Origin of the sequence: Escherichia sp. WS1265 (genome assembly GCF_046487585.1) — a bacterium.
Lineage (GTDB): Bacteria > Pseudomonadota > Gammaproteobacteria > Enterobacterales > Enterobacteriaceae > Escherichia > Escherichia coli.
The window spans coordinates 37,309-54,852 of record NZ_JBJQJE010000025.1; the positions used below are offsets into that span (position 1 = coordinate 37,309).

General features: G+C 48.1%; 18 protein-coding genes and 2 pseudogenes. 14 read left to right on the top strand and 6 right to left on the bottom strand.

Features of this window, described 5'->3' with window-relative positions:
- Positions 1 to 150 precede the first annotated feature (150 nt).
- From malK to ubiA, 6 genes are all read left to right on the top strand, one after another.
- Positions 151 to 1,266, top strand: coding sequence for a maltose/maltodextrin ABC transporter ATP-binding protein MalK (gene malK, locus ACJHX3_RS20955; RefSeq protein WP_000179165.1), 1,116 nt, complete (start codon positions 151 to 153; stop codon positions 1,264 to 1,266).
- A 71-nt stretch (positions 1,267 to 1,337) separates the two neighbouring features.
- Positions 1,338 to 2,678, top strand: a complete 1,341-nt coding sequence (gene lamB, locus ACJHX3_RS20960; RefSeq protein WP_000973658.1) for a maltoporin LamB — start codon at positions 1,338 to 1,340, stop codon at positions 2,676 to 2,678.
- A gap of 151 nt (positions 2,679 to 2,829) precedes the next feature.
- Positions 2,830 to 3,750: a maltose operon protein MalM gene (gene malM / locus ACJHX3_RS20965; protein ID WP_000783444.1), complete on the top strand. Its 921-nt coding sequence runs from the start codon at positions 2,830 to 2,832 to the stop codon at positions 3,748 to 3,750.
- A 228-nt stretch (positions 3,751 to 3,978) separates the two neighbouring features.
- Entirely contained in the window at positions 3,979 to 5,559 is a 1,581-nt protein-coding gene (locus ACJHX3_RS20970; protein ID WP_000579095.1) for a SopA family protein, read from the top strand.
- Between the two features lie 222 nt (positions 5,560 to 5,781).
- The gene (gene ubiC, locus ACJHX3_RS20975) at positions 5,782 to 6,279 is read left to right on the top strand and encodes a chorismate lyase (protein ID WP_001468913.1); all 498 of its coding nucleotides are present in this window, start codon (positions 5,782 to 5,784) and stop codon (positions 6,277 to 6,279) included.
- Between the two features lie 12 nt (positions 6,280 to 6,291).
- Positions 6,292 to 7,164: a 4-hydroxybenzoate octaprenyltransferase gene (ubiA, locus tag ACJHX3_RS20980; protein WP_000455227.1), complete on the top strand. Its 873-nt coding sequence runs from the start codon at positions 6,292 to 6,294 to the stop codon at positions 7,162 to 7,164.
- Between the two features lie 154 nt (positions 7,165 to 7,318).
- Here ubiA and plsB read toward each other — a convergent pair whose 3' ends face one another.
- Positions 7,319 to 9,742 carry a glycerol-3-phosphate 1-O-acyltransferase PlsB gene (gene plsB, locus ACJHX3_RS20985; protein ID WP_000017354.1) on the bottom strand — a complete coding sequence of 808 codons (2,424 nt, stop codon included), beginning with the start codon at positions 9,740 to 9,742 and terminating at the stop codon, positions 7,319 to 7,321.
- Positions 9,743 to 9,912: 170 nt separating this feature from the next.
- Between plsB and dgkA the strand changes: the two genes are divergently transcribed.
- From dgkA to ACJHX3_RS21005, 4 genes are all read left to right on the top strand, one after another.
- Complete coding sequence (gene dgkA, locus ACJHX3_RS20990) at positions 9,913 to 10,281, top strand: diacylglycerol kinase (protein ID WP_000002913.1); 369 nt, start codon at positions 9,913 to 9,915, stop codon at positions 10,279 to 10,281.
- A 109-nt stretch (positions 10,282 to 10,390) separates the two neighbouring features.
- Positions 10,391 to 10,999, top strand: a complete 609-nt coding sequence (gene lexA, locus ACJHX3_RS20995) for a transcriptional repressor LexA (protein WP_000646078.1) — start codon at positions 10,391 to 10,393, stop codon at positions 10,997 to 10,999.
- A 72-nt stretch (positions 11,000 to 11,071) separates the two neighbouring features.
- On the top strand, positions 11,072 to 12,397 hold the full coding sequence (gene dinF, locus ACJHX3_RS21000; protein WP_001301116.1) for an MATE family efflux transporter DinF: 1,326 nt from the start codon (positions 11,072 to 11,074) through the stop codon (positions 12,395 to 12,397).
- Positions 12,398 to 12,512: 115 nt separating this feature from the next.
- Positions 12,513 to 12,722, top strand: coding sequence for a CsbD family protein (locus ACJHX3_RS21005; RefSeq protein ID WP_001030593.1), 210 nt, complete (start codon positions 12,513 to 12,515; stop codon positions 12,720 to 12,722).
- A gap of 41 nt (positions 12,723 to 12,763) precedes the next feature.
- On the opposite strand, the gene zur is transcribed toward ACJHX3_RS21005, so the two are convergent.
- Complete coding sequence (gene zur, locus ACJHX3_RS21010; protein ID WP_000416263.1) at positions 12,764 to 13,279, bottom strand: zinc uptake transcriptional repressor Zur; 516 nt, start codon at positions 13,277 to 13,279, stop codon at positions 12,764 to 12,766.
- A 319-nt stretch (positions 13,280 to 13,598) separates the two neighbouring features.
- Here zur and ACJHX3_RS21015 point away from each other — a divergent pair, with 319 nt between their 5' ends.
- The 4 genes and pseudogenes from ACJHX3_RS21015 (at position 13,599) to ACJHX3_RS21030 (ending at position 16,071) form a co-directional block, all read left to right on the top strand.
- Positions 13,599 to 14,555, top strand: a complete 957-nt coding sequence (locus ACJHX3_RS21015; protein WP_000912586.1) for a DUF2713 family protein — start codon at positions 13,599 to 13,601, stop codon at positions 14,553 to 14,555.
- Between the two features lie 361 nt (positions 14,556 to 14,916).
- Positions 14,917 to 15,021 (top strand): annotated as a pseudogene (locus ACJHX3_RS21020) (tRNA-dihydrouridine synthase); the annotation flags it as partial.
- A gap of 146 nt (positions 15,022 to 15,167) precedes the next feature.
- A complete protein-coding gene (locus ACJHX3_RS21025; RefSeq protein ID WP_000956557.1) occupies positions 15,168 to 15,701 on the top strand; it encodes a hypothetical protein in 534 nt (177 codons plus the stop codon).
- Between the two features lie 196 nt (positions 15,702 to 15,897).
- Positions 15,898 to 16,071, top strand: coding sequence for a hypothetical protein (locus ACJHX3_RS21030; protein ID WP_000654815.1), 174 nt, complete (start codon positions 15,898 to 15,900; stop codon positions 16,069 to 16,071).
- A 46-nt stretch (positions 16,072 to 16,117) separates the two neighbouring features.
- Here the strand turns inward: ACJHX3_RS21030 and ACJHX3_RS21035 are convergent, their stop codons facing one another.
- The 4 genes and pseudogenes from ACJHX3_RS21035 to ACJHX3_RS21050 form a co-directional block, all read right to left on the bottom strand.
- Positions 16,118 to 16,399 carry a pyocin activator PrtN family protein gene (locus ACJHX3_RS21035; RefSeq protein ID WP_001093918.1) on the bottom strand — a complete coding sequence of 94 codons (282 nt, stop codon included), beginning with the start codon at positions 16,397 to 16,399 and terminating at the stop codon, positions 16,118 to 16,120.
- Positions 16,400 to 16,435: 36 nt separating this feature from the next.
- Positions 16,436 to 17,008, bottom strand: a complete 573-nt coding sequence (locus tag ACJHX3_RS21040) for a 3'-5' exonuclease (RefSeq protein ID WP_001061339.1) — start codon at positions 17,006 to 17,008, stop codon at positions 16,436 to 16,438.
- A complete protein-coding gene (locus ACJHX3_RS21045) occupies positions 17,008 to 17,274 on the bottom strand; it encodes a DUF551 domain-containing protein (protein WP_262228402.1) in 267 nt (88 codons plus the stop codon). Before ACJHX3_RS21045 ends, ACJHX3_RS21040 begins: the two co-directional genes overlap by 1 nt.
- Positions 17,272 to 17,541 (bottom strand): annotated as a pseudogene (locus tag ACJHX3_RS21050) (hypothetical protein); the annotation flags it as partial. The gene ACJHX3_RS21045 and the pseudogene ACJHX3_RS21050, both read right to left, overlap by 3 nt.
- Positions 17,542 to 17,544 lie beyond the last annotated feature (3 nt).

Sequence of the window (17,544 nt, forward strand, 5' to 3'; positions counted from 1 at the left end):
TTAGTTCACAGAAGCCGCGTTCTCATCCTCCCGCCTCCTCCCCCATAAAAAAGCCAGGGGGTGGAGGATTTAAGCCATCTCCTGATGACGCATAGTCAGCCCATCATGAATGTTGCTGTCGATGACAGGTTGTTACAAAGGGAGAAGGGCATGGCGAGCGTACAGCTGCAAAATGTAACGAAAGCCTGGGGTGAGGTCGTGGTATCGAAAGATATCAATCTCGATATCCATGAAGGTGAATTCGTGGTGTTTGTCGGACCGTCTGGCTGCGGTAAATCGACTTTACTGCGCATGATTGCCGGGCTTGAGACGATCACCAGCGGCGACCTGTTCATCGGTGAGAAACGGATGAATGACACTCCGCCAGCAGAACGCGGCGTTGGTATGGTGTTTCAGTCTTACGCGCTCTATCCCCACCTGTCAGTAGCAGAAAACATGTCATTTGGCCTGAAACTGGCAGGCGCAAAAAAAGAGGTGATTAACCAACGCGTCAACCAGGTGGCGGAAGTGCTACAACTGGCGCATTTGCTGGATCGCAAACCGAAAGCGCTCTCCGGTGGTCAGCGTCAGCGTGTGGCGATTGGCCGTACGCTGGTGGCCGAGCCAAGCGTATTTTTGCTCGATGAACCGCTCTCCAACCTCGATGCTGCACTACGTGTGCAAATGCGTATCGAAATCTCCCGTCTGCATAAACGCCTGGGCCGCACAATGATTTACGTCACCCACGATCAGGTCGAAGCGATGACGCTGGCCGACAAAATCGTGGTGCTGGACGCCGGTCGCGTGGCACAGGTTGGGAAACCGCTGGAGCTGTACCACTATCCGGCAGACCGTTTTGTCGCCGGATTTATCGGTTCGCCAAAGATGAACTTCCTGCCGGTAAAAGTGACTGCCACCGCAATCGATCAAGTGCAGGTGGAGCTGCCGATGCCAAATCGTCAGCAAGTCTGGCTGCCTGTTGAAAGCCGTGATGTCCAGGTTGGAGCCAATATGTCGCTGGGTATTCGCCCGGAACATCTACTGCCGAGTGATATCGCTGACGTCATCCTTGAGGGTGAAGTTCAGGTCGTCGAGCAACTCGGCAACGAAACCCAAATCCATATCCAGATCCCTTCCATTCGTCAAAACCTGGTGTACCGCCAGAACGACGTGGTGTTGGTAGAAGAAGGTGCCACATTCGCTATCGGCCTGCCGCCAGAGCGTTGCCATCTGTTCCGTGAGGATGGCACTGCATGTCGTCGACTGCATAAGGAGCCGGGCGTTTAAGCACCCCACAAAACACACAAAGCCTGTCACAGGTGATGTGAAAAAAGAAAAGCAATGACTCAGGAGATAGAATGATGATTACTCTGCGCAAACTTCCTCTGGCGGTTGCCGTCGCAGCGGGCGTAATGTCTGCTCAGGCAATGGCTGTTGATTTCCACGGCTATGCACGTTCCGGTATTGGCTGGACAGGTAGCGGCGGTGAACAACAGTGTTTCCAGACTACCGGTGCTCAAAGTAAATACCGTCTTGGCAACGAATGTGAAACTTATGCTGAATTAAAATTGGGTCAGGAAGTGTGGAAAGAGGGCGATAAGAGCTTCTATTTCGACACTAACGTGGCCTATTCCGTCGCACAACAGAATGACTGGGAAGCTACCGATCCGGCCTTCCGTGAAGCAAACGTGCAGGGTAAAAACCTGATCGAATGGCTGCCAGGTTCCACCATCTGGGCAGGTAAGCGCTTCTACCAACGTCATGACGTTCATATGATCGACTTCTACTACTGGGATATTTCTGGTCCTGGTGCCGGTCTGGAAAACATCGATGTTGGCTTCGGTAAACTCTCTCTGGCAGCAACCCGCTCCTCTGAAGCAGGTGGTTCTTCCTCTTTCGCCAGCAACAATATTTATGACTATACCAACGAAACCGCGAACGACGTTTTCGACGTGCGTTTAGCGCAGATGGAAATCAACCCGGGCGGCACATTAGAACTGGGTGTCGACTACGGTCGTGCCAACCTGCGTGATAACTATCGTCTGGTTGATGGCGCATCGAAAGACGGCTGGTTATTCACTGCTGAACATACTCAGAGTGTCCTGAAGGGCTTTAACAAGTTTGTTGTTCAGTACGCTACTGACTCGATGACCTCGCAGGGTAAAGGTCTGTCGCAGGGTTCTGGCGTCGCGTTTGATAACGAAAAATTTGCCTACAATATCAACAACAACGGTCACATGCTGCGTATCCTCGACCACGGTGCGATCTCCATGGGCGACAACTGGGACATGATGTACGTGGGTATGTACCAGGATATCAACTGGGATAACGACAACGGCACCAAGTGGTGGACCGTCGGTATTCGCCCGATGTACAAGTGGACGCCAATCATGAGCACCGTGATGGAAATCGGCTACGACAACGTCGAATCCCAGCGCACCGGCGACAAGAACAATCAGTACAAAATTACCCTCGCACAACAATGGCAGGCTGGCGACAGCATCTGGTCACGCCCGGCTATTCGTGTCTTCGCAACCTACGCCAAGTGGGATGAGAAATGGGGTTACGACTACAACGGCGATAGCAAGGTTAACCCGAACTACGGCAAAGCCGTTCCTGCTGATTTCAACGGCGGCAGCTTCGGTCGTGGCGACAGCGACGAGTGGACCTTCGGTGCCCAGATGGAAATCTGGTGGTAATAGCAAAAACTGGGCCGGATAAGGTGCTTGCGCCGCATCCGGCATAAAAACAGGTTGTCATTATCTGAAAGGGGCGCAAGCCCCTCTGATTATCGGGTTTAGCGCGCTATTGCCTGGCTACCGCTGAGCTCCAGATTTTGAGGTGAAAACAATGAAAATGAATAAAAGTCTCATCGCCCTCTGTTTATCAGCAGGGTTGCTGGCAAGCGCGCCTGGAATCAGCCTTGCCGATGTTAACTACGTACCGCAAAACACCAGCGACGCGCCAGCCATTCCATCTGCCGCGCTGCAACAACTCACCTGGACACCGGTCGATCAATCTAAAACCCAGACCACCCAACTGGCGACCGGCGGCCAACAACTGAACGTTCCCGGCATCAGTGGTCCGGTTGCTGCGTACAGCGTCCCGGCAAACATTGGCGAACTGACCCTGACGCTGACCAGCGAAGTGAACAAACAAACCAGCGTTTTTGCGCCGAACGTGCTGATTCTTGATCAGAACATGACCCCATCAGCCTTCTTCCCCAGCAGTTATTTCACCTACCAGGAACCAGGCGTGATGAGTGCAGATCGGCTGGAAGGCGTTATGCGCCTGACACCGGCGTTGGGGCAGCAAAAACTTTATGTTCTGGTCTTTACCACGGAAAAAGATCTCCAGCAGACGACCCAACTGCTCGACCCGGCTAAAGCCTATGCCAAAGGCGTCGGTAACTCGATCCCGGATATTCCTGACCCGGTTGCTCGTCATACCACCGATGGCTTACTGAAACTGAAAGTCAAAACGAACTCCAGTTCCAGCGTGTTGGTCGGGCCACTATTTGGTTCTTCCGCTCCAGCTCCGGTTACGGTAGGCAACACGGCGGCACCAGCTGTGGCTGCACCCGCTCCGGCACCGGTGAAGAAAAGCGAGCCGATGCTCAACGACACGGAAAGTTATTTTAATACCGCGATCAAAAACGCTGTCGCGAAAGGTGATGTTGATAAGGCGTTAAAACTGCTTGATGAAGCTGAACGCCTGGGGTCAACATCTGCCCGTTCCACCTTTATCAGCAGTGTAAAAGGCAAGGGGTAATTACGCCCCACAGTGCTGATTTTGCAACAACTGGTGCGTCTCCTGGCGCACCTTTTTTTATGCTTCATTCCAGGGATATGAGCGATTTTTTATAGTACTTCACTTCTTCTTCACTAAGAATATCTATTATCTCAATGCCTTATCAGAGATTCTTTTCCTTTCGCCGGTAGTGTCTGGACGCTCAGGCTACTTTTCCAGGTTATTTTATTTCTGTAATACAGAGGTTTTATGATAGGTCATATCACAAATTCTGGCGGCAATAACTCTTTGATGAAACATGATGTGGTGCAAGGAAATAATATAGTAGATCTTGATTTACTACGTAATTTTAATGGGGTGCCAGGGTTAAATCGAGAAAATTTTATTTATATCAGCAATATATTTTTAAATATAAAACAACGGAACGAAAAAAATCATGCAATAAATATGTTTCGTGAAGTCTCAATCAGTAATGATATTATAAGCGTAAAATTTTATAGAAATGAAAAAATAGAATGCGCTTGTGATTTTATGATGGATAAAGATGCGCAGGGGTATATCGACCTGTCTGATTTGGATTTAACAAGTTGCCATTTTAAAGGTGACGTTATTTCGGAGGTGTCTTTTTTATCGTCAAATCTACAACATGCAACTTTCGAATGTAAAGACATTGAGAATTGCAATTTTACTAAGGCAACAGTTAATAATGTCATATTTAAATGTCGACGTTTACACAATGTGATTTTTCTCAAAACGAGTGGCGAATGTGTTGATTTTAGCCAAAATATTCTTGATACAGTTGACTTCTCGCAGAGTCAACTTGGTCATAGTAATTTTCGCGAATGTCAGATTAAAAATTCAAACTTCGATAATTGTTATCTTTATGCTTCGCACTTCACCAGAGCAGAATTTCTTTCTGACAAAGAAATATCATTTATTAAATCGAATTTGACAGCTGTTATGTTTGATCATGTGCGAATGTCGACAGGGAATTTTAAAGATTGCATTACAGAACGATTGGAATTAACTATTGATTATTCAGATATATTTGGGAATGAAGATCTTGATGGTTATATCAATAACATTATAAAAATGATTGATACATTGCCAGATAATGCAATGATATTGAAATCCGTTCTGGCAGTAAAATTGGTGATGCAATTAAAAATTCTTAATATTGTTAATAAAAACTTTATTGAGAATATGAAGAAAATATTTAGCCATTGCCCTTATATAAAAGATCCAATTATACGTAGTTATATCCATTCTGATGAAGATAACACGTTCGATATTTTTATGCGTCAACATCGATTCAGTAAAGTGAATTTCGATACCCAACAGATGATCGTTTTTATTAACAGATTTAATATGAATAAAGGGCTGATTGATCAAAATAACAATTTTTTTATCCAACTTATCGATCAGGCTCTACGATCAACGGATGATACGATCAAAGCAAATGCCTGGCATCTTTATAAAGAGTGGATTCGTAGTGATGATGTTTCACCTATCTTTATAGAAACTGAAGATAATTTAAGAACCTTTAACACGAATGAATTAACACGAAACGATAATATCTTTATCCTGTTCTCCTCTGTCTATGATGGGCCAGTTATGGTGGTAAGCTCCCAGCGCTTACATGATATGTTGAATCCTACAAAAGATACCAATTGGAATTCCACGTATATCTACAAATCCAGACATGAGATGTTGCCTGTTAATCTTACTCCGGAAACACTTTTCGGCACCAAATCTCAGGATAAACATGCGCTTTTCCCAATTTTTACTGCGAGTTGGCGAGCTAATCGTATAAAGAATAAAGGTATTTAAGTAAAGGAAAACATCATCGTTCCTGGCATCCTGGGCGGTGATGTCCCTATGGTTGCCCTCGCCAGCACGGGCATCGGCAAAGCGTAAGGTTCAACAGCGTTTTACCACTTCATGCGATTGTTGCGTTTTTGTTGCGCATTAGATCACTTAATTTGCTTTACATCTCCCGTAAACACTTTTCTGCGATACAATGCCTTTACGTTATGTAACGGAGAGTTCGGCATGTCACACCCCGCGTTAACGCAACTGCGTGCGCTGCGCTATTTTACAGAGATCCCTGCCCTGGATACGCAACTGCTCGACTGGCTGTTGCTGGAAGATTCCATGACAAAACGTTTTGAACAGCAGGGAAAAACGGTGAGCGTGACGATGATCCGCGAAGGGTTTGTCGAGCAGAATGAAATCCCCGAAGAACTGCCGCTGCTGCCGAAAGAGTCTCGTTACTGGTTACGTGAAATTTTGTTATGTGCCGATGGTGAACCGTGGCTTGCCGGTCGTACCGTCGTTCCTGTGTCAACGTTAAGCGGGCCGGAGCTGGCGTTACAAAAATTGGGTAAAACGCCGTTAGGACGCTATCTGTTCACATCATCGACATTAACCCGGGACTTTATTGAGATAGGCCGTGATGCCGGACTGTGGGGGCGACGTTCCCGCCTGCGATTAAGCGGTAAACCGCTGTTGCTAACCGAACTGTTTTTACCGGCGTCACCGTTGTACTAAGAGGAAAAAAATATGGAGTGGAGTCTGACGCAGAATAAGCTGCTGGCGTTTCATCGCTTAATGCGTACGGATAAGCCAATTGGCGCGTTACTGCTGCTCTGGCCAACATTATGGGCGTTGTGGGTGGCGACACCGGGCGTTCCCCAGCTCTGGATCCTGGCGGTGTTTGTCGCGGGTGTCTGGCTGATGCGCGCTGCTGGTTGCGTGGTGAATGATTATGCTGACCGCAAGTTTGATGGTCATGTTAAGCGTACGGCGAACCGACCACTTCCCAGCGGCGCGGTAACGGAGAAAGAGGCGCGCGCGCTGTTTGTCGTGCTGGTACTGATTTCGTTTTTACTGGTGCTGACGCTGAATACGATGACCATTCTGTTGTCGATTGCCGCGCTGGCGCTGGCGTGGGTGTACCCGTTTATGAAGCGGTATACCCATCTACCGCAAGTGGTGCTGGGGGCGGCGTTTGGCTGGTCGATTCCAATGGCTTTTGCCGCTGTGAGTGAGTCGGTGCCGTTGAGTTGCTGGTTAATGTTCCTCGCCAATATTCTCTGGGCGGTGGCTTACGACACGCAGTATGCGATGGTTGACCGCGATGATGATGTGAAGATTGGCATTAAATCCACTGCAATCCTGTTCGGCCAATACGATAAATTGATTATTGGTATTTTGCAGATTGGCGTACTGGCGTTGATGGCGATTATCGGTGAGTTAAATGGCTTAGGCTGGGGATATTACTGGTCAATTCTGGTGGCTGGCGCGCTGTTTGTTTATCAACAAAAACTGATTGCCAACCGTGAGCGAGAAGCCTGCTTTAAGGCATTTATGAATAATAACTATGTTGGTCTGGTACTGTTTTTAGGGCTGGCAATGAGTTACTGGCATTTCTGATGATGTAAAAAAGCCGGATGATCATCCGGCTTTCTTCTGGGCTGCCTGATGCGCTGCGCTTCTCAGACCTACACAACATATCGCAATTTATTGAATTTGCAGTTCATAGTAGGCCGAATAAGGCGTTTGAGCCGCATCCGGCAATTCTCACTGATTACCCTTCGCCCTGCGTCGCACTCTCAATCGTCAAACGCACGTCTGATGTAATCAACTCCGCCAGCAACTGATACACCTTCATCGTTTCTGCCGGTTCGGCGTCGCCGCTATCGCTGATATACCCTTCATCACGCAGTGTCAGCACCAGAGAACTGAACACCGCCTTGTCGAAGAACTCCGGCGCGTTGATCCCGTGCAGCACGGAGAGACGTTGCGCGACGGTGCGGCTCTCTTTCTCCAGCGTACCGCGGTTGATCGACGGGTTGGCGCTCAACAGCCAAAAAGTGATGGCATAACGTTGCAGCGTTTCGCGCGCGCCTGCGGCTAGCAGCTGTAGCGTGCGAGAATGCGCCGGGTTGATATGCAACTCATCATCTTGCAGGGTAATCAGCCCCTGACGTTGCATCTCATTGGCCAGCGCATCAATAACGTCCGGCAACTCGTCGCGATCCCAGCGCAGGAACAGCTCCGCTTTCAGCATTGGGTAAAGCACATTGACGTGCTCCATCAATACGTCGCGGGAGATGTGGCGATGCTGGGTGACAATTGCCGCCATCAGCGAAGGCAGCACCAACATATGCGCAATGTTGTTGCGATAGTAGGTCATCAGTACCGCTTGCTCGCGCGGCAGAATGATGATGTCGCCGATCGTGTCTTTCTCGACTTCAAACTTGTTCATTTGCAGCGCGTGATCGATAAGCTCGCTGGCGCTGGCTGAAGGAACGGTAGAGTCCGTGGAGTAAGGCACATTGCGCATCAGATCCAGGTAGCAGTTGAGTTGCTCGGTTAACTGCTCGCGGGTGAGTGAGCGCTGACGTGACGCCAGAAGCGCAGTACAGCACAGGTTCATGGCGTTTGCCGCGCCTGCGTTGTTAATGCGTACCATCAGATCGGCAGCAATATTATTGACCGTCGGCGTTAACCATGCCGGACGCACCGCTTCGATGGGATCGATAGATTCACGCCAGTCTGGTACGTGCTGGTTAAGGTAGGTCATCAACGGCATTGGTTCACCGAAGTTGACGTAACCCTGACCGAGATTACGCAGCTTGCTTAAACCGCGCAGCATCTGCGGCAGGCTCTCTTTCTCTTTCGTCGCACCGCGCAGTTCTTTGGCGTAAGTACCCACTTCCATGACGTGCTCATAACCGATATAGATCGGAATCAGCGTAATCGGACGCGTGCCGCCACGCAGCATCGCCTGAATGGTCATCGACAGCGTACCGGTTTTCGGATCCAGCAAACGCCCCGTGCGGGAACGACCGCCTTCCACGAAGTACTCGACGGAATAACCACGGCTGAACAGTTCGCCGAGATACTCACGGAAAACGGTGGAATAAAGTTTATTGCCTTTAAAAGTACGGCGAATAAAGAACGCCCCCAGACGGCGGAAAATCGGCCCAGCCGGCCAGAAGTTCAGGTTGATCCCGGCGGCGATATGCGGCGGCACCAGCCCCTGGTGATACAGCACGTAAGAAAGCAGCAGGTAGTCCATGTGACTGCGGTGGCAAGGCACATACACCAGCTCATGACCGTCGTGGGCCAGCTGACGAACGCGCTCAGCGTTATGGACGTTGATGCCCTGGTAAAGGCGGTTCCAGGTGAAGCCCAGAATACGGTCAGTCAGGCGGATCATCTCGTAAGAGAAATTCGCCGCAATCTCTTCCATCAGCGCAATCGCGTTCTGCTGCGCTTTTTCATGGGAGATTTTTTTGCTGCGCGCTTCATCTTCTACCGCTTTGGCAATGGCGCGGGAGGCGAGCAGCTTATTAAACAGATCCTGACGAGCAGGCAGACGTGGGCCTACGGCAGCCAGACGTTGACGGGCAAAGTGCATACGCGCCACGCGCGCCAGTTTCTGAGCGATAGTTTTATCCGTGCCGTGTTCATCCGCCATACGGCGCAGCGAAACTGACGGCGAGAAACGCACAAAACTGTCGCGACCGAGCCACAGTACAGCGAAAAATTTCTGTACGCCGTTAAGCATACGCAGCGGCGGGTTCACTTCGCCTTTTTCACGCCCCGGCGCGCGACCAAACATCACCGATACTGGCACCATCTGCACATCCAGATTTGGGTTGCTACGGTGCAAATCGAGATAGTCGTGGAACAGCTTAATAGACTCTTCTTTCGGCGTGTAATAGGTGAATACACGCGGCCCGCCGTGAATGAACACATAGCGCGGCAGTAGCGTGCCGTCGATTTCCAGCGGCTCTAACGGGTCAGGCAGGTCATGTGCCAGACACTGGGCGCGCAACGTCAGCAAATCTGCTTTCGAGTTGTACGGTAAAACGTACATAATTGGACGAGAGGTATCCAGCCCCAGTTCCGGGGCAGGATCTGCCGGAATAGACTTGCTTTTTACCAGGATGCTTAATGGTAAATTCAGTAATTTGTAGTAAATTCGTGGCCAGCCGGACATAAACGATGTAAAGCCTCTGGTTAATAATGCAAATGCGCGGCAAGGATAGCAGAAAGTCATGGGAAATTCTGTGGTATCCGCTCATGTTTCGCGCGGCGTTACGCAAACCCGAATCATCGGATTTAACGGTACACTGATATTGACGCTCATAATGTAAAAAGGTTCTTTCAATGGCCAATAATACCACTGGACTCACCCGAATTATCAAAGCTGCTGGCTATTCCTGGAAAGGTTTACGCGCTGCATGGATCAACGAAGCGGCCTTCCGTCAGGAAGGCGTAGCGGTATTGTTGGCGGTGGTCATCGCCTGCTGGCTGGATGTGGACGCAATTACCCGCGTGCTGCTTATCAGCTCCGTGATGCTGGTGATGATTGTGGAAATCCTCAATAGCGCCATCGAAGCAGTGGTTGACCGAATTGGCTCTGAATACCATGAGCTATCCGGACGCGCTAAAGATATGGGATCCGCCGCGGTGCTGATTGCGATTATCGTCGCCGTGATTACCTGGTGCATCCTGTTATGGTCGCATTTTGGATAACCCTTCCAGATTTCGATAAATCTCTGGTTTATTGTGCAGTTTATGGTTCCAAAATCGCCTTTTGCTGTATATACTCACAGCATAACTGTATATACACCCAGGGGGCGGAATGAAAGCGTTAACGGCCAGGCAACAAGAGGTGTTTGATCTCATCCGTGATCACATCAGCCAGACAGGTATGCCGCCGACGCGTGCGGAAATCGCGCAGCGTTTGGGGTTCCGTTCCCCAAACGCGGCTGAAGAACATCTGAAGGCGCTGGCACGCAAAGGCGTTATTGAAATTGTTTCCGGCGCATCACGCGGGATTCGTCTGTTGCAGGAAGAGGAAGAAGGGTTGCCGCTGGTAGGTCGTGTGGCTGCCGGTGAACCGCTTCTGGCGCAACAGCATATTGAAGGTCATTATCAGGTCGATCCTTCCTTGTTCAAGCCGAATGCTGATTTCCTGCTGCGCGTCAGCGGGATGTCGATGAAAGATATCGGCATTATGGATGGCGACTTGCTGGCAGTGCATAAAACTCAGGATGTACGTAACGGTCAGGTCGTTGTCGCACGTATTGATGACGAAGTTACCGTTAAGCGCCTGAAAAAACAGGGCAATAAAGTCGAACTGTTGCCAGAAAATAGCGAGTTTAAACCAATTGTCGTTGACCTTCGTCAGCAGAGCTTCACCATTGAAGGGCTGGCGGTTGGGGTTATTCGCAACGGCGACTGGCTGTAACATATCTCTGAGACCGCGATGCCGCCTGGCGTCGCGGTTTGTTTTTCATCTCTCTTCATCAGGCTTGTCTGCATGGCATTCCTCACTTCATCTGATAAAGCGCTCTGGCATCTCGCCTTACCCATGATTTTCTCCAATATCACCGTTCCGTTGTTGGGGCTGGTCGATACGGCGGTTATTGGTCATCTTGATAGTCCGGTTTATTTGGGCGGCGTGGCGGTTGGTGCAACGGCGACCAGCTTTCTCTTTATGTTGTTGCTTTTTTTACGCATGAGCACCACCGGGCTGACTGCGCAGGCTTATGGTGCCAAAAATCCTCAGGCATTAGCCCGTGCGCTGGTGCAACCGTTGCTGTTGGCGTTGGGGGCTGGGGCGTTAATTGCGCTGTTGCGTACGCCGATTATCGATCTGGCGCTGCATATTGTTGGCGGTAGTGAAGCAGTCCTGGAACAGGCGCGGCGCTTTCTTGAAATCCGCTGGTTAAGCGCACCGGCGTCGCTGGCGAATCTGGTATTACTTGGTTGGTTACTCGGCGTGCAATATGCCCGTGCGCCAGTAATTTTGTTAGTGGTCGGCAATATCCTCAACATTGTGCTGGATGTCTGGCTGGTGATGGGGCTGCATATGAACGTGCAGGGCGCGGCGCTGGCGACGGTTATTGCGGAATATGCAACATTGCTGATTGGTCTGCTAATGGTGCGTAAAATCCTCAAACTACGCGGAATCTCCGGCGAAATGCTGAAAACTGCCTGGCGAGGAAATTTCCGTCGCTTGCTGGCGCTTAACCGCGATATCATGCTGCGCTCGCTGTTGTTGCAACTCTGTTTCGGCGCGATCACCGTACTTGGCGCGCGACTGGGGAGTGACATTATCGCTGTTAACGCGGTTCTGATGACGCTACTCACCTTTACCGCCTATGCGCTGGATGGTTTTGCCTACGCGGTTGAAGCACATTCCGGTCAGGCATACGGTGCGCGCGACGGTAGCCAGTTGCTGGATGTCTGGCGGGCAGCGTGCCGCCAGTCGGGGATCGTAGCGTTACTGTTTTCGGTGGTTTATTTGCTGGCAGGGGAACACATCATTGCGTTACTGACGTCGTTAACCCAGATTCAGCAGCTGGCCGACCGCTATCTTATCTGGCAGGTGATTTTGCCGTTGGTTGGCGTCTGGTGTTATCTGCTGGACGGCATGTTTATAGGCGCAACGCGTGCCGCCGAAATGCGTAACAGTATGGCGGTGGCCGCCGCAGGTTTTGCGCTGACGCTCCTTACGCTGCCGTGGCTGGGTAATCATGGTTTGTGGCTGGCATTAACCGTCTTTCTGGCTTTGCGCGGGCTTTCTCTGGCGGCTATCTGGCGGCGTCACTGGCGCAACGGTACCTGGTTTGCCGCAACGTGACGGTTAAAAATTCTGAATAAATAATCCTAAGCCAAATTGCTGACTACACTTAATCTCACGTTCAGAAGAAAAGTGAACGTACTCTCATTCACAACCTAACGATGAGGTCTTGATTATGAATAAAGATGAAGCCGGCGGTAACTGGAAACAGTTTAAAGGTAAAGTGAAAGAGCAATGGGGCAAACTGACCGATGATGATATGACGATCATTGAAGGTAAACGTGATCAACTGGTCGGTAAAATCCAGGAACGTTATGGTTATCAGAAAGATCAGGCAGAAAAAGAGGTCGTGGATTGGGAAACCCGCAATGAGTATCGCTGGTAATTAATCCCTCCTGCCCGACGTGTACAAGGATGTACGCCCTCTTAACGTGATTTCTTTTTCACCTGTACAGAGTGATCATGCTGGCACTGTTCAGGATGACGACACGCTTCCACTTCCACGCATGCCGCACAGAGTCCATGTGCTTCAATCACATTATGCCGCAGGGCAAACCCCATTTTTGCCGCCAGCGTATGCATGATGTCTTCCACGCCTTCTGCACATTCTTCTTTCACCGCGCCGCAGCGATCGCAAATAAACATGGCTGAAGTATGGGTGGGCTGGTCGAACAGATGACAGAGCACATAACTGTTGGTGGATTCCACCTTATGCACAAAACCTTGCTCAAGCAGAAAATCCAGCGCGCGATAAACCGTTGGCGGCTTGGCTTGCGGTTCAGCTTCGCGCAGCAAATCAAGCAGATCATAAGCGCTGATAGCGCCATCCTGCAGACTCATCAGGCGCAACACTTCCAGGCGCTGTGGAGTCAGGCGCACATTACGCTGCGCGCAGATTTTTTCAGCCTGCGCTAATAACTCCTGCGTTGTGGTCTTTTCCATCGGGCACCTCAAAGTGGGGGGTTAAGAATGTCCTTACTTTACCATGTTCCAGGAAAAACACCGAGAACCCTTATTGTTACCGTAATGTTGATTTTTTGATTTGTCGGTAAGGTGTTGTATTGCCTGGTAGTACCATTATCTACACGATAATAATTAATAATTCATTTTTAAATGAATTGCTTTAAGTTAACTCACTATTTATTTAACTGGGGTTGATCGCATACCCGTAGTTCAGAAAATTATGAGCGATTTTTGATAGTGACCAGATGGCAAAAGAATTATAAGGAGGACACGGTACGACAAAAAAGGTAGATGAATCATGTTGAAGATAATACCCGGTGCAACTGGATACTTTAATAAAACACTCAATTCAAATCAATTCGATAATGAAGATGCAATCAAAGGTAAAGTAAATAGTATATATGGTAAATCTATTGATTATTCAACGATGCGTCATCGGGATATAATTATTGCAAAAATAGATTTGTTTATTCAAAGAATCACTCATAATTTATGGACTGCACGTGAAAAAAATGTGACGTTAATTAAGCAAATAAATGATCTCAAAATATGTGTCAATGAGTATATTGGAGATTGTACTGATGAGGAATTAAACGATCGTGAATATATTGCATCAGTTGTTGACCGGGCTATTTTTCATTTCGCGATTAATAGTATATGTAATCTCGAGGATAATAAAGATGCGACGCCCATAGAACGATGTACTTTTGACGTAGAAACTAAGAATGGCCTTCCCTCCACGGTTCAGCTATTTTATGAGGAATCTAAAGATAATGAACCTTTAGCGAATATACATTTGCAAGCAATAGGTTATGGTTTCTTAACGTTTGTTAATGCATGTCAGGAATATGATGACAACAGCTTAAAATTATTCGCTTCGCTGTTAATTTCACGTTCATATTCTAGTGCCTACGCAGATTTAGCAGGAAGAGTGAATATTAATGAATATAATAATAACTACCTGACAGCTCAGTTTGAAGAATTATCTCAACGTGATATGAAGAAGTATCTGGGAGAGATGAAGCGTCTGGCAGATGGGGGAGAAATGAATTTTGATGACTATCTGGAGAAGATGTCACTTCTGGTGAATGAAGGAAAGCTCGAACCTGATATTTTAAGCAAAATGCGAGATGCTGCACCGCAATTAATTAGCTTCGCTAAGTCGTTTGACCCAACCTCAAAGGAAGAGATTAAAATACTTACAGACACTTCTAAATTAATTTATGATTTATTCGGGGTTAAATCGGGGAAATAATATGTGAAGTTCTTCGATGGTATGGAAGGCATTATACAAAAGAACTCAACAATGATTGGGTTCTTTTTTATCTATCAATACTATTCGCCGCGAGATATATCAGCATGGTTTATGTGTGATTTTTTATTTATCAGTCGAAACTGAATTGTTTATCATTGCTTTTCACAACGCTAACATCTAATAAGATTATATCTTCACTTCGTGAGAGCTTCATGCCTTGAGAGGATCTCAATTTTCTTTTGCAATGAGACAGGCGCTTCCTGTTGTTATGGTATAGTACCCCGCTATTGAGCCTCCTGAACAGTGATGCTGAATAACATAACTCAATGATATATCGATAAAATAATCTCTACATTTGAAAATGCACGGTAATTCTGAAATGCAAAAAATCAACCAAACCAGCGCAATGCCTGAAAAAACTGACGTTCACTGGAGTGGTCGGTTTAGCGTTGCACCAATGCTCGATAGGATGTACCGTTTTTGAAAAACAAATAGTTATATACTTTGTGGGAGCCTATTGGGAACCCGGCGTTTTCATTTCAAGGTGTAATCCATACGCGGCTTAAGAATGAGATATAATGCGACTTTTAGTGTTCCGCTTGAGAGGCCATGATGCTTACCCTGGACGAGATAGGTCAATCAGTACGTAACAATATCCAGTTGATTATTGATCATGTCGGCTTACCTCTTGCTGTTGGTCCGCTCAGTGATGATGATTACAAGATTCTGTGTGGTGGCTATGGTGAGCTTGAATGGGACTATGCGTTAAGTACCTATGGCAACTCCAGAGAAAAGTATGAGTTCTGCATAAAACTTGTTCAGCAAGGTCGGGTTCAGGGAATACCATCAGGAGCAGCAATTTGTGTTTATGGGGTTGAAGAAAACATCTTTCGTATCCATATGATCGAAAGGTTTTCTAGAGAAGATGAATCTCACCCATTGAAAGGGCGCATGGTTTTACTCACTCTTATGAGTGCTTTTATATTTTGTAAAGCTGTTGAATGTAAAGTTGTCCACATTGTAGAGCCAGTACCAGAACTGGTGCAGTATTACGAGTCTTTTGGTTTCCGCATGGAACAGTGCGGTTATGTGATGTCGGCAGTCATTGATGAGCTGCAGGATATCTTTCTTAAATTTGCTCAGTAGGTATAGACGAGAAGGGTCTACAAATTGTAGGATACCCGTCCAGATTACCTTAAAGGTACATCTATGGCAGTCGTTTTGTGCTTAAACTACTAAGAAACGATGTCACCAATCGACATGATCGATTGGCATAAGTTAGCGAAACAAGCTAGCTTTAAAGAAAGGGTTAGAGACGCCTTTACTGTCTCGGGAGTTTTCTATGAAAGATCAAAAAGCAACCAAGCCACAGGTTAAGTTCGACACAATGAAAGCATTCGCAGGTATGGGTGCTGCTGTTGAAGTTCTGATGAAGGCTGCTCCTAATGCGTTCACTCACGCTACTGTCTCTGGTAAAGAGCAGCAGGGTAAGCTTCGTCGTCGCAAAGCAGCATGATCATAGCTGGTGCTTTTTGAAAACCCGCCTTCAGGCGGGTTTTTCTTTAGTGATGTTCTTTGTCCTTCTGTTTGACTGTTCTGACCTGTTCCCACTCGATACGTCCTTCTTCTCGCCTTTTGTCTATGTATTCCGCAAGATCTTGAATATTGATGCAACGTTTTGCTTTTTGTGATGTGCCGATGCGATATGTTGGAACGGGCAACTTACAAGCGTTTGCTTTTGCTTCTGCCGTGGCTGGACTCATACCAAAGTACTTTTGGCTAACTGCTGAGAGTTCAATGTTTGGGGTATTGAATTCAGCCATCAGTAAAAACAAGGTGTTCATAATTTTCTCCATCAAAACCGGCTGCACCCGGGAAAATCATAATTCTGTGCTGGTGGCAGGAATTAATTTCTGCCAGATAGCGGAAACATATTTTGCCTGATGACGGGCATCAGCCAGGGCGTTGTGCCGTTCGCCATCGAAAGGCATGTCCATTTTGGGGTCGAATCCGATGGAACGCCCAAGCGTAACGATCGTGCGTACATCGTGGTCATTCCAGTACGCCCACGGGCAGATTTGTCCTGCTCGCTCGTAAGCTCCACGTAAAATTACGTTGTCGAAGGTGGCCCCGTTACCCCAGACTTTTAAATATTTCGTATTGTCTGCGTGCCGGTTAATGAAATGGTTTAGTTCTGAGAGAGCATCGCTGATCGACAAAGTATCATCAATACAGATTGCAGCTCGCGCTTCAGGGCTTTGTTTCAACCACCACAGGATGGTATCGCCGTCAGGTGTAGCTCCTTGCTTCATAGCACTGTCTAGGCTGACAACCGCATAGAATTCTTGTCCGATGTCTCCGGTTTCTGGAGTGAAGAACACCGCGCCAATGGAAACGATCGGTGCATCCTTATTTTTCCCCATCGTCTCAAGGTCGATCATTAAGTTGTTCATCACTTCACCTCCTGCGGCGGTTCTGGTAGATGCATCCAGTGGGTTACACCGTCAATTGGTTCATCGTCGTCGTACTCCAATGCGGCTATATAGAACCCGTCACGACGAGAATAAGAAATCCCGGACATTACAATGCCATCCGAAACAACTATAATGTCACCCGTTTCTTCCGGCATTCGCTCACTACAGCTTATCCAGCCAGCCGGAATTACCGGAGAGCAGGTTGACGTTTCCGAGATTTCCCGAAAGTTTCCGGCCTGAGGCATGGCGGCGCGGTGACACCAGATAATCCAGCCAATCGCCATATCCCATGCCATGTATTCGCCATCGCCATTTTTTGCCCTGCGGCGATCTACAGATTCCCCGAAACGCTTCTCCATAAATAATTCATAGGCTGCCCGTTCATCCGATACTGCTTCCAGTGATGCCAGCGCGATTTCATAAGCCAGGCGCTCAATATTGTCTCGCACGTCCAGGCTGCCGATTCGCTCTCTGATTTCTTTAATCAGTTCTTTGTCGGTAAAAGTAGTCATGTG

Coding starts and splice junctions, on each gene's coding strand:
- malK (WP_000179165.1), top strand. CDS start 151: ATGGCGAGCGTACAGCTGCAAAATGTAACGAAAGCCTGGGGTGAGGTC.
- lamB (WP_000973658.1), top strand. CDS start 1,338: ATGATGATTACTCTGCGCAAACTTCCTCTGGCGGTTGCCGTCGCAGCG.
- malM (WP_000783444.1), top strand. CDS start 2,830: ATGAAAATGAATAAAAGTCTCATCGCCCTCTGTTTATCAGCAGGGTTG.
- ACJHX3_RS20970 (WP_000579095.1), top strand. CDS start 3,979: ATGATAGGTCATATCACAAATTCTGGCGGCAATAACTCTTTGATGAAA.
- ubiC (WP_001468913.1), top strand. CDS start 5,782: ATGTCACACCCCGCGTTAACGCAACTGCGTGCGCTGCGCTATTTTACA.
- ubiA (WP_000455227.1), top strand. CDS start 6,292: ATGGAGTGGAGTCTGACGCAGAATAAGCTGCTGGCGTTTCATCGCTTA.
- plsB (WP_000017354.1), bottom strand. CDS start 9,742: ATGTCCGGCTGGCCACGAATTTACTACAAATTACTGAATTTACCATTA.
- dgkA (WP_000002913.1), top strand. CDS start 9,913: ATGGCCAATAATACCACTGGACTCACCCGAATTATCAAAGCTGCTGGC.
- lexA (WP_000646078.1), top strand. CDS start 10,391: ATGAAAGCGTTAACGGCCAGGCAACAAGAGGTGTTTGATCTCATCCGT.
- dinF (WP_001301116.1), top strand. CDS start 11,072: ATGGCATTCCTCACTTCATCTGATAAAGCGCTCTGGCATCTCGCCTTA.
- ACJHX3_RS21005 (WP_001030593.1), top strand. CDS start 12,513: ATGAATAAAGATGAAGCCGGCGGTAACTGGAAACAGTTTAAAGGTAAA.
- zur (WP_000416263.1), bottom strand. CDS start 13,279: ATGGAAAAGACCACAACGCAGGAGTTATTAGCGCAGGCTGAAAAAATC.
- ACJHX3_RS21015 (WP_000912586.1), top strand. CDS start 13,599: ATGTTGAAGATAATACCCGGTGCAACTGGATACTTTAATAAAACACTC.
- ACJHX3_RS21025 (WP_000956557.1), top strand. CDS start 15,168: ATGCTTACCCTGGACGAGATAGGTCAATCAGTACGTAACAATATCCAG.
- ACJHX3_RS21030 (WP_000654815.1), top strand. CDS start 15,898: ATGAAAGATCAAAAAGCAACCAAGCCACAGGTTAAGTTCGACACAATG.
- ACJHX3_RS21035 (WP_001093918.1), bottom strand. CDS start 16,399: ATGAACACCTTGTTTTTACTGATGGCTGAATTCAATACCCCAAACATT.
- ACJHX3_RS21040 (WP_001061339.1), bottom strand. CDS start 17,008: ATGAACAACTTAATGATCGACCTTGAGACGATGGGGAAAAATAAGGAT.
- ACJHX3_RS21045 (WP_262228402.1), bottom strand. CDS start 17,274: ATGCCTCAGGCCGGAAACTTTCGGGAAATCTCGGAAACGTCAACCTGC.